The 15,423-nt window shown below is 68.0% G+C and carries 16 protein-coding genes; all 16 read right to left on the bottom strand.

Annotation, left to right across the window (positions count from 1 at the left end; genetic code table 11):
- Window positions 1-57: 57 nt before the first annotated feature.
- A complete protein-coding gene (locus BJ987_RS14945; protein WP_209889741.1) occupies window positions 58-1,956 on the bottom strand; it encodes an alkyl/aryl-sulfatase in 1,899 nt (632 codons plus the stop codon).
- 19 nt (window positions 1,957-1,975) lie between these two features.
- Window positions 1,976-2,287, bottom strand: a complete 312-nt coding sequence (locus tag BJ987_RS14940) for a DUF202 domain-containing protein (RefSeq protein ID WP_209889738.1) — start codon at window positions 2,285-2,287, stop codon at window positions 1,976-1,978.
- Window positions 2,287-2,643 (bottom strand): YidH family protein, encoded by a 357-nt coding sequence (locus BJ987_RS14935; RefSeq protein WP_307869614.1) that lies wholly within the window; start codon window positions 2,641-2,643, stop codon window positions 2,287-2,289. The genes BJ987_RS14940 and BJ987_RS14935 overlap by 1 nt, the downstream gene beginning before the upstream one ends.
- A gap of 70 nt (window positions 2,644-2,713) precedes the next feature.
- Window positions 2,714-3,409, bottom strand: a complete 696-nt coding sequence (locus BJ987_RS14930) for an acetoacetate decarboxylase family protein (RefSeq protein WP_209898405.1) — start codon at window positions 3,407-3,409, stop codon at window positions 2,714-2,716.
- A gap of 124 nt (window positions 3,410-3,533) precedes the next feature.
- Entirely contained in the window at window positions 3,534-4,457 is a 924-nt protein-coding gene (locus tag BJ987_RS14925) for a tyrosine recombinase XerC (RefSeq protein WP_209889735.1), read from the bottom strand.
- A 95-nt stretch (window positions 4,458-4,552) separates the two neighbouring features.
- Window positions 4,553-5,689, bottom strand: coding sequence for a DNA-processing protein DprA (gene dprA / locus BJ987_RS14920; protein WP_307869613.1), 1,137 nt, complete (start codon window positions 5,687-5,689; stop codon window positions 4,553-4,555).
- A gap of 451 nt (window positions 5,690-6,140) precedes the next feature.
- Complete coding sequence (locus BJ987_RS14915; protein WP_209889729.1) at window positions 6,141-7,649, bottom strand: YifB family Mg chelatase-like AAA ATPase; 1,509 nt, start codon at window positions 7,647-7,649, stop codon at window positions 6,141-6,143.
- The gene (locus BJ987_RS14910) at window positions 7,649-8,005 is read right to left on the bottom strand and encodes a YraN family protein (protein ID WP_209889726.1); all 357 of its coding nucleotides are present in this window, start codon (window positions 8,003-8,005) and stop codon (window positions 7,649-7,651) included. The genes BJ987_RS14915 and BJ987_RS14910 overlap by 1 nt, the downstream gene beginning before the upstream one ends.
- A gap of 148 nt (window positions 8,006-8,153) precedes the next feature.
- Complete coding sequence (locus BJ987_RS14905; RefSeq protein ID WP_011210678.1) at window positions 8,154-8,459, bottom strand: DUF2469 domain-containing protein; 306 nt, start codon at window positions 8,457-8,459, stop codon at window positions 8,154-8,156.
- Window positions 8,460-8,526: 67 nt separating this feature from the next.
- Window positions 8,527-9,291, bottom strand: coding sequence for a ribonuclease HII (locus BJ987_RS14900; protein WP_307869612.1), 765 nt, complete (start codon window positions 9,289-9,291; stop codon window positions 8,527-8,529).
- Window positions 9,292-9,335: 44 nt separating this feature from the next.
- Window positions 9,336-10,130 carry a signal peptidase I gene (gene lepB, locus BJ987_RS14895; RefSeq protein ID WP_307869611.1) on the bottom strand — a complete coding sequence of 265 codons (795 nt, stop codon included), beginning with the start codon at window positions 10,128-10,130 and terminating at the stop codon, window positions 9,336-9,338.
- A gap of 84 nt (window positions 10,131-10,214) precedes the next feature.
- Entirely contained in the window at window positions 10,215-10,556 is a 342-nt protein-coding gene (rplS, locus tag BJ987_RS14890; RefSeq protein WP_011210681.1) for a 50S ribosomal protein L19, read from the bottom strand.
- Window positions 10,557-10,827: 271 nt separating this feature from the next.
- A complete protein-coding gene (locus tag BJ987_RS14885) occupies window positions 10,828-11,127 on the bottom strand; it encodes a DUF6506 family protein (RefSeq protein WP_209889723.1) in 300 nt (99 codons plus the stop codon).
- Window positions 11,128-11,196: 69 nt separating this feature from the next.
- Complete coding sequence (locus BJ987_RS14880) at window positions 11,197-12,099, bottom strand: LysR family transcriptional regulator (protein WP_209889720.1); 903 nt, start codon at window positions 12,097-12,099, stop codon at window positions 11,197-11,199.
- A gap of 19 nt (window positions 12,100-12,118) precedes the next feature.
- On the bottom strand, window positions 12,119-13,006 hold the full coding sequence (locus BJ987_RS14875) for a hypothetical protein (RefSeq protein WP_209889717.1): 888 nt from the start codon (window positions 13,004-13,006) through the stop codon (window positions 12,119-12,121).
- A 33-nt stretch (window positions 13,007-13,039) separates the two neighbouring features.
- Complete coding sequence (locus BJ987_RS14870; RefSeq protein ID WP_209898396.1) at window positions 13,040-15,406, bottom strand: Tex family protein; 2,367 nt, start codon at window positions 15,404-15,406, stop codon at window positions 13,040-13,042.
- Window positions 15,407-15,423: the final 17 nt, after the last annotated feature.

The following is a 15,423-nucleotide window of genomic DNA, read 5'->3' as shown; positions in this document are numbered from 1 at the left end:
TTCAGCGATCTCCCGGCCCGCTCAGCCGGGAGTCGCGCCGGGATATTGACGGACGCCTCACGGCGTGACGATGGCGAAATCGGGGTCCGGCTCGTCGAAGACGCCGACCAGTTTGGTGAGGCCGGTTGGATCCCCGTCGATGGTGATATCGCCCGCGGCGACCGCTACGCCGAAGTCCGCTCCGGTCAGCAGGACTCGGATGAGGGTGGGGCGGGTCAGCGTGAAGGTCGCGTCCGGGGCGGGTAGGGCGGTGCCGTCGGGGCGGTTGTAGTGCGTCAGCACACCGTTGCTCAATTCGACTCGGTGTGTGCGGTTTTCGTCGGAGATCCGCCACTCCGTGACGACGCGCAGATTCCAGGCCCTGGGGCCGTCGACCCGCAACGACAGGGCGTCGAAGATTTGGTCGACGGTGAGCGCGGCCAGCATGGTCGGCGCGTTGGTAGTGGTGGGGGTGCCGAAGGAGCCATAGCGGAGTTCGTAGGCGCCGCTGAGGTAGAAATTGCGCCAGGTGGCGTTCTCCGCGCCGTAGCCGAGCTGCTCGAAAGTAGTTGCCTGCAGGTCCCGGGCGGCGCGGTTGTCCGGGTCCGCGAAGATCACATAGTTGAGTACCTGTGCCACCCACCGATAGTCGCCCGCGTCGTAAGACTCCCGTGCCTTGCGCAGCACCTGGTTCGCCCCGCCCATGAATTCGACGTGCCGGCGCGCGCTCTCGACCGGCGGATGCTCCCACAGGTGGGCCGGATTTCCGTCGAACCAGCCCATGTAGCGCTGATAGATGGCCTTCACATTGTGGCTCACCGAGCCGTAGTAACCCTTTGTGTGCCAGGTCTTTTCGATGGCGGGCGGCAGTTGGATGCGCTCGGCGATCTCGGCGCCCACATAACCCTGGTTCAGCATCCGCAATGTCTGATCGTGCAGGTAGGCGTACAGGTCCCGTTGCAGCGCAAGGTATTCCATCAGACGATCGGTGCCCCAGGTGGGCCAGTGATGGGAGGCGAACAGGACATCGGAGTCCCGGCCGAACAGGGTGATCGCCTCGGTCAGATACTTGGCCCAAATATGCGGGTCGCGGACGAGCGCGCCCCGCAACGTCAGCAGGTTGTGCAGGGTGTGCGTCGCGTTCTCGGCCATGCAGAGGGCCCGATGGTGCGGGAAGTAGAAGTTCATCTCGGCCGGCGCCTCGGTGCCGGGGGTGATCTGAAAGACCATCTCGACGCCGTCGATGGTCTCGGTCTGACCGGTGGCGGTGATGTCGAGGGTGGGGGCGATCAGCGTCACCGTGCCCAGCGAGGTGGTCTGGCCCAGACCCGCGCCCACCTGGCCGAGCGGCCCGCGCGGCAGCACCGCGCCGTACATGTACGCCGCGCGCCGAGTCATCGCGGTACCGGCGTAAATATTCTCCGCGACAGCGTGTTCCAGGAAACCCGCCGGTGCCAGCACCGGGCACCGACCGGCCGCGACCTGGTCAGCGGTGATGACGCCCATCGCTCCGCCGAAATGGTCGACGTGGGAATGGGTATAGACGAGCCCTGTCACCGGGCGATCACCACGGTGCGCACGGTATAGCGCCAAGCCCGCCGCCGCGGTCTCGGCCGAGATGAGTGGATCGATGACGACGACCCCCGTATCGCCTTCCACCAGAGTCATATTCGACAGGTCCAAGCCGCGGACCTGATAGATGCCCGCGGTTACTTCGTAGAGCCCCTGCTCGATCACCAACCCGGACTGTCGCCACAGACTGGGATGCACCGAGGCGGGGCAGGGTTCACGCAAGAAGGCGTAGGAGTCGTTGTCCCACACCACGGTTCCGTCCGCCGTGGTCACCACCCCGGGTTCCAGTGCCGCGATGAATCCGCGCCGGGCATCGGCGCGATCGGCGTCATCGGAGAACGGGAGTTCGGCCGCCGCCCGCTGGTGCTGCGCGACGATGAAGCTGCTCGGCTCATTTCCACTCATCTGCATCCTCCTGTGGTGATCAGGGACGTGGCATGGTGAGACCCAACGCGAACGCGACACCGGCGACCGTGACCACCGCGAGCGCGGTAACGGCGACTGCGGCGCGCCCGTTGCCGTGGCGACCTTCCTGCAAGGTGCGATTGCGTACGTAACACAGGACAGCCAGCGCGCCCATGGTGACGGCCGCGCCCAGTGGCGCCAATTGGGCCGGTCGCCAGCTGCTGCCCACCGCGTGGTTGAGAAAGAGCGCGGCGCAGACCATCGCCGAGACCGCCGTGCGACGCCATGCCAGCGCAGTGCGTTCCGCCGCCAGTCCCGGATCGCGCGCCATCACTTCAGCAGCACCGCGATACCGGCCAGTACGGAGATGATGGCGATACCGCCGGACAGAATCGGCACCATCACGGTGCGCGGCAGCGGGTCCCCGCGCCGCATCGCGATACCGACACGACGCCAATAGCCGTATGCGCCGACCGCCACGATGACCGCGAGCAGGATGCAACTCACCGCGAGCGCCCGGCGGAGCCCCGCGGTCTTGAACGGTTGTACCAGTGTGTGCACCGCGACGCCGCCGGCGAGCAAACCGAGCGAGGTGCGCATCCAAGCCAGGAAGGTCCGCTCGTTGGCGAGGTCGAAGCGGTAATCGAGTTGCGTTTCGCCCGCTGCTGCCTGCGACTCGGGGTTCACCTCACCTCTCCAATCCGGCCGGGGATTTCACCCTAACGTCCGGATGGGGCAAAGCCGGTGACCCCGCGCTTCACACCGGAGTGGCGTCCTGGAAGGTCATCTGGAGCCGGGCGATGGTCGAGGTCATCGAGGCGCGCTTGGGCAGCCCGAGGCCGGCCAGTTCCCGGGCCCACGGGTGATCACCGAGGACGAGGTCGGCGCCGCCCGGACGGGCGTGCATGCCCGCGGGTTCCATGTCCCACTGGGTGCAGCGAGTGATGCCGTCGATGTGGGAGTAGGCGTCGAAGGAGGTGCCCGCGCCGCGCTTGGCCGGGGTGGCGAAGCCGGGGCGGACGGTCAGGTCGACTACCAGTTCACCGTTGTGATGCAGGACGCCGTGCCGATGCGCGCCCTCGTAGTCGACGCGGAAGTCGGCGATTTCCTTGGGAAAGCCCCAGATGCCGCGCCCGGCCGCCAGGGTGAATTCGCCGTCGACGGGCAAGCGATGGATGAACACGCCCGCCTTGCCACTCGCGAGTGCCCGCACGTCGGCGAGGCCGCCGGTGGCCGTGGCGGTGTGGTGGCCGACCGAGAACGACACACCGAATTCGTGGTAGGGGCCGAGGTCCCCATCGATGTACTGGACGAAGACCAGGGTGCACAGCGCTCGATTGCCCGGCACGCGGATGACCCGCAGCCCCGAGTAGTCGATGACACGCTGCGCGGCGTCGTCGGCGACCAGGTAAGACGCCATGAAGGCACGGGCCTGCCGGATCCGGACCGGCATCCTGATCTCTTTGCCGAGCACGTTGTGCACGGCGCCTGCGTCGTTCACGAAGCCTCCCAAACTAGAACTTGTTTCAGAATAGGGTGCGTCGCCACATCGGCAAAGGCTTTCGCGCCGACCGTGTTCAGGCGCGCGGATGCGCCTGGTCGTGCACCTTCTTCAGGCGTTCGATCGACACGTGGGTGTAGAGCTGAGTGGTCGCCATGCTGGCGTGACCCAGCAACTCCTGGACCACACGCAGGTCGGCGCCGCCTTCGAGCAGGTGCGTGGCGGCGCTGTGCCGCAGCCCGTGCGGTCCCATGTCCGGCGCACCAGGGATTGCCGAGACCACCTCGTGCACAACGTCTCTGGCCTGGCGCTGGTCCAGCCTGCGTCCGCGCCGGCCGAGCAACAGCGCCCGACCGGATTCAGCGTTGACCACGGCGGGCCGGCCATAACGCAACCACCCTTCGATCGCCTGGTCGGCGGGACCGCCGAACGGGACCGACCGCTCCTTGTTGCCCTTGCCGAGCACCCGGATCAGATGCCGTTCCCGGTCGATGTCGTCGAGATCCAAACCGCACAACTCGCTCACCCGGATGCCGGTCGCATACAGCAACTCCACGATCAATCGATCGCGCAATGCGATCGGATCTCGTTGTGCAGCACCCGATTCCGCCGCTTCCATAGCCTCCACCGCCTGCTGTCTGCCCAGTACGGCGGGTAGCGTGCGATGCGCCTTGGGCGAACCGAGTCGCAACCCCGGATCGACAGTCAGGTGCCCGTTCTTGGTCAGCCACGCCGTGAACGTCCGCGCCGACGAGGCCCGCCGCGCCATCGTGCTCCGCGCCGCCCCCTTCCCCGCCTGCACCGACAACCACGACCGCAGCAACGCCAAATCCAGTTCGCGCACAGCCGAATCCGCCGCCCGCTCACACAGATGCGCCAGCAACGACCGCGCATCCCCGAGGTATGCCCGCACCGTATGCGCCGACCGATTCTGCCCGAGCCGCAGATGCCGCTGATACTCCGCCAACAGCGCTTCCAGATCCTCAGGCAGTTCCTCCATACGGACTACCGTGGCCCGCACCCCCTTTCATTGGCAAGCTCCCGCGCCGCACATGGGGTTTCACAGATACCGGCGGCGTCGCACCTTGGCGAAGATCAAAGGTGATCCGACCCCCTACGCCTGGCGGCCAGGCGATACCAACCGCTCTCGCCTACGCCGACCAATTCCGCCAGCTCGAGGGCGGCCAATGTGGCGCGCACCGTAGGCAGCGGAAGGTTGGTGTGGCCGGCTAGTTCGACAGGCATGCGGAAGCCGGATTTCGGGAGCGCCGCGAAGACTGTCGCCTCGTCGCCGGTCAGTGCGTCTTCGGGAGTGACAGTCGGGGTCGCCGCACCGGGTAAGGGCAGTTGGAGCGGTCCGGCTTCGTTGATCACTTCCTCCGATCGGGTGACGAGCAGCGCTTCGCCGTCGCGGATCATGTGGTGGCAGCCCACCGACGAGGCCGAGTTGACCGAGCCGGGTACCGCCATGGCCGGACGACCCAGGCGGCGGGCCCATTTCACGGTGTTGCGGGCACCGCTGCGCAAGCCTGCCTCGACCACCAGGACGCCGTCGGCCAGTGCGGCGATCAGCCGGTTGCGGGCGAGGAATTGGTGCTTTCGGGCGACGGTGCCGGGCGGGTATTCGCTGACGATCAGGCCGAAATCGGCGATCTCGGCCAGTAGCCGGTCGTGCTCGGCCGGGTAGGGGCGGTCCACGCCGCACGCGAGTACGGCGATCGTGGGGGCGCCACAGGCCAGCGCCGCTCGATGGGCCATCGCATCGATGCCGTAGGCGGCTCCGGAAACAATCGTCCATCCCGCTGCCGCGACGTCACTCACCATCTCCCCGGTCAGCTGATCGCCGTACGGCGTACTGCTGCGCGCACCGACCACCGCCAACGCCCGCTCACTGGTCTCGAGCAACGACCGCGACCCCCGCACCCACAACACGAGCGGAACCGCCCCATCCTGATCCCGCCCCGCCGTGAGCTGACGGAGCCCGAGCAACCGCCAGGTTGGCCACTCCGCGTCATCCGGAGTAACAACCCGTCCACCGAGGCGCTCGACTAACTCCAGATCCCGCTCAGCACAAGCACTCTCACGCCGCTTCGCGGTCGGCCCACGCAACGCCTCCGGCAGCTCACACTCCCGCACCGCCCGCGCCGCCTCGATCACCCCGATGGAATCGATCAGCGCCGACAACGCCGCACACGGCCCTTCAACCACCCGCGACAGATACACCCAAGCCACCCGCCGCTCATCTGCCTCCGCCGAAGCCCAACCCGAACTCGCCCCAGGCACCGCCGCAGCGCAACCCGCCGCGCTGCCCAGAGACCGGACCCGCCCAGACCGCTCGGAGTCGAGTTCGACCACACGATCCACCACCCCGGCCATGTCTCCAACCCATGCTCCGCGCACACACTCCCCCACCGGAGCCACAACAGCAGGACCGACACGCTTCGCCTCATTCATCCCCGCACCTCGTCAACTCGCCCTTGGCAACCCCGCCCACGCGAACACAAGATCCACTGCTCGCAACCTCGTCGCGCGCGACCCGACAACCCGCATAGGCCCACGAACCGCTCACCGGAGGACCGCCTTACGCGTCCCAGCCACCCACACCGGCCAAGGATCCACTCACCAAGGGCGCGCTTCGCTCCCCTCGCCCCGCGGCGGGAGTCAGTTCGTTCACTGCGGCGGCTCACTGTGCACCCCGCTGGCGAAAGTTCAAGGCCAGCATTACGTCCTGGGCGCTGGGGATGGGCGCGCCACGTAGGTCGGAGATTGTCCAGGCGACTCGGATGGCGCGGTCGGCGCCTCGGGCGGACATTCGGCCCATGCGGAGGGCGGCTTCTATGGGGGCGATGGAGTCGTGCGGTAGGCGGAACTGTTGGCGCAGGACGTGGCCGGGGACTTCGGCGTTGGTGGTCCAGCCGTCGTCTTTCCAGCGGGCGGCGGCGGCTCGGCGGGCGGCGGCCACGCGGGTTCGTACCACGGCGCTGGGCTCAGCTTTTTCCGAGCTGAAGCCGGCTCCGGAATGGCCGCGCATCTGTACCCAGATGTCGATGCGGTCGATGAGGGGGCCGGAGAGCTTGCCGAGGTAGCGGCGACGCGCCATCGGGGCGCAGATGCAGTCGACATCCCGGGCGGGGGCGCAGGGGCAAGGGTTGGCGGCGAGGATCAATTGGAATCGGGCCGGGTAGCGGGCCACACCGTCGCGGCGCGCGATACGGATCTCACCTTCTTCCAAAGGGGTTCGTAGCGCCTCGAGGACCTTGGTGCCTATCTCGGCGCATTCGTCGAGGAAGAGCACGCCGCGGTGCGCACAGCTGACCGCGCCCGGCCGGGCCGAACCGGAACCACCGCCGACCATGGCCGCGGCGGAGGTGGAATGGTGCGGGGCGACGAAGGGCGGCATGGTGATCAGCGGGTGGTTGTCGGAGAGCAGGCCCGCCATCGAATGGATCGCCGTCACCTCCAGCGCCTCGGATTCCGAGAGCGGCGGCAACAGACCCGGGAGTCGTTGGGCCAGCATGGTTTTCCCGATGCCCGGCGGGCCGGTGAGCAACAGATGGTGGCCACCGGCGGCGGCGACTTCCAGTGCCCAGCGCGCTTCGTCCTGGCCGACGACCTCGCTCAGGTCACCGCCGGTGTGCAGGGCGGGCGGTAGCGCGCCGGCGGGTTCGATCAGTGTGCCCTCGCCGCGCAACCAGGCGACCATCGCGCGCAGACTGGGTGCTCCGAGCACTTCGATGCCGTCGACCAGGCCCGCCTCGGCCAGTGCGGGTTCGGGCACCACGACCGTCGGCCAGCCCGCGTTGCGGGCGGCGATCACCGCGGGCAGGATGCCGCGCACCCGCCGCAACCGGCCGTCCAGGGCGAGCTCGCCGAGTACCACGGTCTTGGCCAGCCGTTCGGCGGGCACCGCGCCCGCCGCGTCCAGGACCGAGACCGCCAGCGCGAGGTCGTACACGCTGCCCACCTTGGGCAGCGTGGCCGGTGACAACGCCAGGATCACCCGGCCGTCGGGCCACTTCTCGCCCGAGTTCGCGACCGCCGAGCGCACCCGGTTCCGCGATTCCTGCAAAGCCGTGTCGGGCAAGCCGACGAGGTGCACCGAGGGCAGGCCCTGGCCGATATCGGCCTCGATCTCCACGATCTGCCCATCCACGCCGGTGACCGCGACCGAGTGCGCGCGTCCGAGGGGCATCAGAACACCGCCTCGAGATGTTCGATGGCGGGTTGCTCACCCGGCAGCAGCAGCACCGAGATCACGTCGAACCGGACCCAGCGGAACGGCCCGTCCTGTTCGTGTAACCACAGCAGCGCGAGCTGCCGGATACGCCGTCGCTTCTGGTAGGTGACCGACTCTTCGGGGCGGCCGAAACCGAGGCCGCGTCTGGTCTTCACCTCGATGAACGCGGTGACCTTCGAATCGTGGGCGATGAGATCCAGTTCCCCGAAGCGGCACCGCCAGTTCCGGCCGACGATCTCCCAGCCGGTCGCCAGCAGGTACCGCGCCGCCAGCTCTTCGCCTCGCGCGCCGAGCGCCTTGTTATCCGTCACCCGCCCAGCGTGCGGGCCGGCCGTGGTAGCGCTGCCCAGCCGACCTGGGGAAACGGAAGGGCTGTGGATAACCGTTCAGCTGTGGACAACCCGCGGTCGCGGCGCCCGGCGCGGACAGATCCCGCCGCTGGACCGTGCTAGCCGGGAACTATTCGGGAAGCCGCAGGTCCGGCTTCTCCAGCTCTTCGATATTCACGTCCTTGAAGGTGATCACCCGGACGTGTTTGACGAAACGCGCCGGGCGGTACATATCCCACACCCAGGCATCGCTCATACGCACTTCGAAGTACACCTCGCCGTCGGCGTTCTGCGGCCGTAGCTCGACGGAATTGGCGAGGTAGAAGCGGCGTTCGGTCTCCACCACGTACGAGAACTGACCGACGATGTCTTTGTACTCGCGATACAGCGAGAGTTCCATCTCGGTTTCGTACTTCTCGAGGTCCTCGGCACTCATCGGGTGGAAGTCCTCCTAATTCGCGGTCCTTGATGAGACACAGCACTGGCGGCGTCGGTAGAGCACATCATCTCGCATGCACCGCGTCGCTAGCCACCCGGCCTTGTTGCGCATCCTCGGCCAGCACCGCGTCGGCGTATTCCAGGGCCGGATCGACGGGCACGAGGCCCGCCGTTTCCCGCACATTGCGCCAGGAACGCCGATGCTCGCTGCTGGGCCCCAGCCGCTGCAACGCCTCGGTGTGCTCGGGCGTGTTGTAGCCCTTGTGCGCGGCGAAGCCGTAGCCGGGCAGGCGCTGGTCCAGCTCGACCATGATCCGGTCGCGGGTGACCTTGGCCAGGATGCTGGCGGCCGCGATGCAGGCGGCCGCCGCGTCGCCGCCGATCACCGGCAGTGACGGCGCGGGGATGCCGGGCACCCGGAAACCGTCGGTGAGCACGTAGCCCGGCGTCTGCCCGAGGCCGGCGACCGCGCGGCGCATACCTTCGATATTGGCGACGTGGATGCCGATGGCATCGATCTCCCAGGCCGGGACGACCACGACCTGATAGGCCAGGGCCAGCCGCTGGATGATCGGAAACAGCTCCTCGCGGGTGGCTTCGCTGAGCTTCTTGGAGTCGTCGAGCCCGCCGAGCCGGTCGTAGGCCTTGGGAGCGAGCAAGCAGGCGGCGACCACCAGCGGACCCGCACAGGGACCGCGCCCGGCTTCGTCGACGCCCGCGACCGGGCCCAGCCCGCTGCGGATCAGCGCCGCCTCCAGGGTGCGCAAACCGCCCGCCTTGCGCATGACGACGCGTGGCGGCCAACAAGTGGTGCTCCGGGTGTACCCCACGATCCAATTATCCTGCCGCCGCGCGCTTTCAGTTCGTCAGGGTGTCAGTTCACCTGTGGATCGATCGAACTGACCGATCCGATCCGGCTCGGCGGCCAGATCTTGAACACCGCCTTGCCGCGGACGTTGTCGACCGGGACGGTGCCCTGCAGCGAGTCGGAGACGTGCGCGCGGGAGTCGGCGGACTGGTCGCGGTTGTCACCCATCACCCACAGGTTGCCCTCGGGCACCTTCACCGGGCCGAACACGCGTCCGGCCGGGTAGCTGGCGTTCTGCTTGCCGGGGAACCACGGGTAGTCGTTCTGCACGTAGGGCTCGTCGAGCGGCTTGCCGTCGACCAGGATGCGGCCCTCGGCGTCACAGCACTGCACGGTCTGGCCGCCGATCGCGATGACGCGCTTGACGAGGTCGTTCTCGTCCGGCGGCACCAGGCCGAAGAAGGAGAAGAAGTTCTGCACGCCGCGGACCATGGTGTTGTCCGAGCGGATCGACTGATAGCGGGTGTTCCAGGACGGCGGGCCGACGAACACCACGACATCGCCCGGCTTCGGATCACCGAAGTAATAGCTGAGCTTCTCCACATAGATGCGGTCGCCGACACAGCCGGGGCAGCCGTGCAGCGTCGGTTCCATCGACTGGGAGGGAATCACGTACGGGCGGCCGACGAAGGTGACCATCAGCGCGGCGATGACGGCCGCGATCACGATGAGGATGGGCAGTTCCTGCCAGAACGGCCGCTGCTTCTTGGTCTTCTTGGCGCGCCGCGCCCTGGAGGTCTTCCGCTGTGCCCCTTCGTCGTCCGCACCCGACACCGACACCGACCCACTTTCGTCTGCCACGCCGAACAGAGTAGCCCGGTACCCTGCCGGACGGCGGGTACCGGGCTACGAAGCAGCTGTCGTGCCGGGAAGGGCGCTACCGATTCAGCGCTTTTCCTTGATCTTGGCGGCCTTGCCGCGCAGGTCGCGCAGGTAGTACAGCTTGGCGCGACGGACGTCACCGCGGGTCACGACGTCGATGTGGTCGATGTTGGGGCTGTGCACCGGGAAGGTGCGCTCGACGCCGACACCGAAGGAGACCTTGCGGACGGTGAAGGTCTCGCGGATGCCACCACCCTGGCGGCGGATCACGACGCCCTTGAAGACCTGGATGCGCTCCTTCGAGCCTTCGATGACCTTCACGTGCACGTTCAGCGTGTCACCGGGGCGGAAGTCCGGCACGTCGCTGCGCAGCGACTTTTCGTCGACGAAGTCAAGGGTGTTCATTTTCATCCTTTGTGATGTTTGCGCGAACAGAGGACCCTGGCGGCATTCCCTCGTGCTACAGCTGAGGGCGCGCGACCGGTTCATGCTCCGAATTAGGGGGTGCTCCCGGGACAGAGATCTCCCCAGGGCAACCCGATTATTGTGCCAGACCTCGGGTCGCCTGGAGAAATCGGCCCTGATGAGCACCACCGATCACGGTTCTGACCAGCGGACGCGCACGTGCGGTGTGCGACCGCCCCGGGTCACCGGTCGGCACTGGACGGGTGTGCCGTCAGTCGGCGAAGAGAGCATAGACCTGGTCGACGGCTTCGGTGCCGTACGCCACAGCGCCGACCGGCACGGCTCCCCCGATCGCCTCGATCACCCGGGCCGTCCACACCGGGCCGAAACCGCCGCACAACTCGATCAACTGCACACCGCTGTCCACGAGACGGCGCGCCACGTCGAGCACCTGCTGGGGATCGTCCACCCCGACGAATATCGAGCGGCAGCGGGGTGTGTCGACGATCGTTTCGGCGGCCGGATCGCTGCCGGCGGCGGTGTAGATGAATCCCCAGGCGGTGAGCGCCATGTCGGTACCTCTCGGAGTGCGGTTCGGTCACCCCTGGCGGGTGACCGGATCGCGTTCCAGCTCAACCGATTACGAGCCGGACTGTCCACGAGGTAGCGCCGCACGGACCTGCGGCGGAACCGTAGACGCCAGGTCAGCGGCTATCTCGCGGTAGCGGACGGCGGCGGAATCGGCGGCGTTCCAGACCAGGGCGTAGCGGATGCGGGGCGCCTCGGCGGCAAACGGTATCCAGGTCAAGCCGTCACCGGGCCGGACCTCCCAGGCCGGGCGGAGCGCGACGACATCACCGCCGAAGCACAGTTCGGCGGTGAACAGTGTTCGGCGCGGCGAACTCGCGCGAACGGCAGTGGGATGCCAGCCGGCCCGGGTCCAGGAAGCACGGACGGCGTCGTGGTAGCCCGGTGCTGACGACCGCGCGAACCACAGCAGAGCGCTGCCGTCGAGGTCGGTCCAGTCGACGGTCTGGTGCCCGGCCAGTCGATGCTCGGTCGCGACCACCACACCCAGCTCGGCGTCCGCGACGACCACGTGGTCCAGCCCGGCCAGATCGGCCGGGAGGAGCAGGACACCGGCGTCGAGAGATCCAGCCCGCAGGCGCGAAAGCTGTTCCGCTGTTTGGCAATCGACGACTTCCGCGGCCATGTCACCGGCGGCCTGCCAGATGGTCGCGGCGAACCGCGGCGGCGCTCCGGGCGTGACAGCCAGCCGCAGTGCCCGGCTTTCGCGCACCGATCGCTGGGCACGGCACGCCGAATCGACCGCGGCCCGCGCGTGCGGGATCAGCCGCAGGGCAGCGGGAGTGGGTGACATTCCGGCGGATGTGCGGACGAACAACGCCGCATCGAGCTCTCGTTCCAGCGCGATGATCTGCTGACTCAGCGACGTCGGCCGGATGCCGACCAGCTCGGCGGCGCGGGTGAGATTGCGTTCCTCGGCCACCGCGAGGAAGTACCGCAACTGTCGCAACTCCACTGCACGACGCTAACGCACTTCAGCGCTCGGGCTTGTGCTCCGGCGTGAACAGCGAATGCTCCGGTGAGAACAGGGGATGCGGATGCGGGGCCGGTGGGGCCGGGACCACCTTGCGGGCCAACTCCGCCTCGGCGGCGGAACGGATGTGCTCGACGTCCGGCTTGCCGGCGATCAGATCCTGGATGAAGATCTTGGCGCGGATGACCGGTCGTCGATATCGGCGTTCGCGGACGATCGCGCGGTACATCAGGCGGCGGCGTTCGGCGTAGCGCCAGCGGGCCCACGGCGCGCCTGGGCGGCTCAGACGCAGCGCACCGATCCACAGCAGCGGCGGGAAGAACATGCCGAACAGGCCGGTCCAGATTTTGCCCTTGGCGATGACGACCGCCGCCAGCATCATGTTCGACAGGGCGATCACCGTGGCGACGGCTTTGGCGTCGGTGCCGATGGAGCTGCGCACGTCACCGATCTCGAGAATCGAGAGCGGATGGAAGCCGAGCAGGAGCAGTCCGGTCACCGCCAGCGCGACGAACACGGCGTCGACCGACGTGCGGCCCTGTTCTTCCCAGTAGACATCGCGCAGGTAGTAGATGAGCGCGAATTCGTCGAGGACCAGGGCGGCGCCGACGCCGAACGCGGCGGCGAAGGCCGCCACGACCGGTTCGGAACCGCTGTCGTACACCGCGATCAGGCCGAGGCCGGAGCCGAGGACCAGCACCACCCCGATGACCATGTGATGGATGTGGGTGTCCCCCGCGCGGAGATTGCCGGGCCACCAGCGCACCTGTTTACGGATCAGCCGGACGCTGATCCGAATGAACAGGAAGCCGACGATGAACCCGAGCAGGAAGCACAGCAGCGGTAAGCGGCCCTGCGCGATCACATCGTTCTCGAGCCATCTGCGCATGGCCGCCCGCCAACCTCCCGCGTGTCGAAAGCCCTACTTACCGAAACCCGCCCGGCGCAGTGCGTCGGCCATGGAGCCGCTCGGCGCGGGCGCGCTGCCGCGCCGTTGACCGCCCTGATTGCGGGCCTGCGGCTTGTGCTGTCCATTCTGCCGCTGGCGGTTGTCCTGGCCGGACTGGCCACGCGGGCCGCCGCCACGACTTCCGCTGCCGCGTTCGGGTTTCGCCGCGCCGCCCGGTTCGTCGTCCAGCCGCAGCGACAGTCCGATTCGCTGCCGCGCCACGTCGACCTCGAGCACCTTCACCTTCACCACGTCACCGGATTTCACGACCTCGCGCGGATCCTTGACGAAGTTGTGCGACATGGCCGACACGTGCACCAAACCGTCCTGGTGGACGCCGACGTCGACGAACGCGCCGAACGCGGCCACATTGGTGACGACACCCTCGAGCACCATGCCGGGCTCCAGATCGGCGACCTTCTCCACGCCGGCGGCGAATTCTGCGGTCTTGAACTCCGGGCGCGGGTCGCGGCCGGGCTTCTCCAGCTCGGAGATGATGTCGGTGACCGTGGGCACGCCGAAGGTCTCGTCGGTGAACTCGTCGGGCCGCAGCGAGCGCAGCACGCCGGTGTTGCCGATCAGTTCGGTGACGCCGCTGCCGGTCTTCTCCAGGATGCGCCGCACCACCGGGTAGGCCTCGGGGTGCACCGCGGAGGAGTCCAGCGGGTCGTCGCCGCCACGAATGCGCAGGAAGCCCGCGCACTGCTCGAAGGCCTTCGGGCCCAGTCGCGGCACCTCCAGCAGCGCCTTGCGGCTGCGATACGAACCGTGCTGATCCCGGTGGGCCACAATGGATTCCGCCACCGAACCGGTGATGCCGGAGACCCGGGACAGCAGCGGCACCGAGGCGGTATTCACATCGACGCCGACCGCGTTCACCGCGTCCTCGACCACCGCGCCCAGCGAGCGGGCCAGCAGAGTCTCCGACACATCGTGCTGATACTGGCCGACACCGATCGACTTCGGATCGATCTTCACCAGCTCGGCGAGCGGATCCTGCAGGCGGCGCGCGATGGACACCGCGCCGCGCAGCGACACGTCCATATCGGGCAGTTCCTGCGAGGCGTAGGCCGACGCGGAATACACCGAGGCGCCCGCTTCGGAGACCACGATCTTGGTGGGCTTGTTCGCTCCGTTCGGCGACGATGCCGCGATACGCGAGATCAGTTCGGTGGCAAGCGCGTCGGTCTCGCGCGAGGCGGTGCCGTTGCCGATGGCGATCAGCTCCACATTGAACCGGGCGACCAGCGCGCCGAGCACGGCGAGCGACTTCTCGGTCTGGTTCTGCGGCTTGTGCGGATAGATGACCTCGGTGGCGACGGCCTTACCGGTGGCGTCCACGACCGCGACCTTCACGCCGGTGCGGTAGCCCGGGTCCAGGCCCATCGTGGTGCGAGTGCCCGCGGGGGCGGCCAGCAGCAGGTCGCGCAGGTTCGCGGCGAACACGTCGACCGCGTCCTTCTCGGCGGACTGACGCAAACGCATGCGGGTATCGATGCCCAGGCTCACCTGGAGTTTGGTGCGCCAGGCCCAGCGGACCGTATCGAGCAGCCAGGAATCGGCGGGGCGGCCCTTGTCGGCGATGCCGAACTTGACCGCGATGCGGCCCTCGTAGACGGAGCGCTCGCCCGGCTCCAATTCCGTTGTCTCGGTGTCCAGCTGGAGGCTGAGAACATCTTCCTTCTCACCGCGCAGCAGCGCCAGGATGCGGTGCGAGGGGAGCTTGGCGAACGGCTCGCTGAACTCGAAGTAGTCGGCGAACTTCGCGCCCGCCTCCTCCTTGCCCGGACGCACCGTGGACTTGATCTGCCCGCGGTTCCACATCAATTCGCGCAGCTCGCCGACCAGGTCGGCGTCCTCGGCGAAACGCTCCACCAGGATCGCGCGGGCGCCGTCGAGCTGCTCGGCGTTGTACTGGGCCGGATCGGTGCCGGGGTCGTTGATCAGCGCGTCGGCGACCGGTTCGTGGCCCGCCTCGCGCGCGATCTGCGCCTTGGTGCGGCGCTTGGGCTTGAACGGCAGGTAGATGTCCTCGAGCCGGGCCTTGGTCTCGGCCAGCATCAGCTGCCCGAGCAGCGCGTTGTCGAGTTTGCCCTGGCCCCTGATGGATTCGATGATCGCGCCGCGGCGCTCGTCGAGTTCGCGCAGGTAGCTCAGGCGTTCGTCGAGCTGACGGAGCTGCGCGTCGTCGAGACCGCCGGTGACCTCCTTGCGATAGCGCGCGATGAACGGCACCGTCGAACCGGCGTCGAGCAACTCCACGGCGGCGCGAACCTGGGACTCGCGCACCCCTAGCTCGTCGGCGATCCGCCGCCCCACGCTGGCCAGGGGTGTGGGCACGGCGGCGGACGTGTCGG

This window comes from Nocardia goodfellowii (assembly GCF_017875645.1).
Lineage (GTDB): Bacteria > Actinomycetota > Actinomycetes > Mycobacteriales > Mycobacteriaceae > Nocardia > Nocardia goodfellowii.
This window is presented reverse-complemented; position numbering and strand designations above follow the sequence as displayed.

Coding starts and splice junctions, on each gene's coding strand:
- BJ987_RS14925 (WP_209889735.1), bottom strand. CDS start 4,457: ATGGAGGAACTGCCTGAGGATCTGGAAGCGCTGTTGGCGGAGTATCAG.
- BJ987_RS14915 (WP_209889729.1), bottom strand. CDS start 7,649: ATGCCCCTCGGACGCGCGCACTCGGTCGCGGTCACCGGCGTGGATGGG.
- BJ987_RS14885 (WP_209889723.1), bottom strand. CDS start 11,127: ATGGCGCTCACCGCCTGGGGATTCATCTACACCGCCGCCGGCAGCGAT.
- BJ987_RS14930 (WP_209898405.1), bottom strand. CDS start 3,409: ATGCCGGTCCGGATCCGGCAGGCCCGTGCCTTCATGGCGTCTTACCTG.
- BJ987_RS14945 (WP_209889741.1), bottom strand. CDS start 1,956: ATGAGTGGAAATGAGCCGAGCAGCTTCATCGTCGCGCAGCACCAGCGG.
- BJ987_RS14875 (WP_209889717.1), bottom strand. CDS start 13,006: ATGCGCAGATGGCTCGAGAACGATGTGATCGCGCAGGGCCGCTTACCG.
- BJ987_RS14940 (WP_209889738.1), bottom strand. CDS start 2,287: ATGGCGCGCGATCCGGGACTGGCGGCGGAACGCACTGCGCTGGCATGG.
- rplS (WP_011210681.1), bottom strand. CDS start 10,556: ATGAACACCCTTGACTTCGTCGACGAAAAGTCGCTGCGCAGCGACGTG.
- BJ987_RS14905 (WP_011210678.1), bottom strand. CDS start 8,459: ATGAGTGCCGAGGACCTCGAGAAGTACGAAACCGAGATGGAACTCTCG.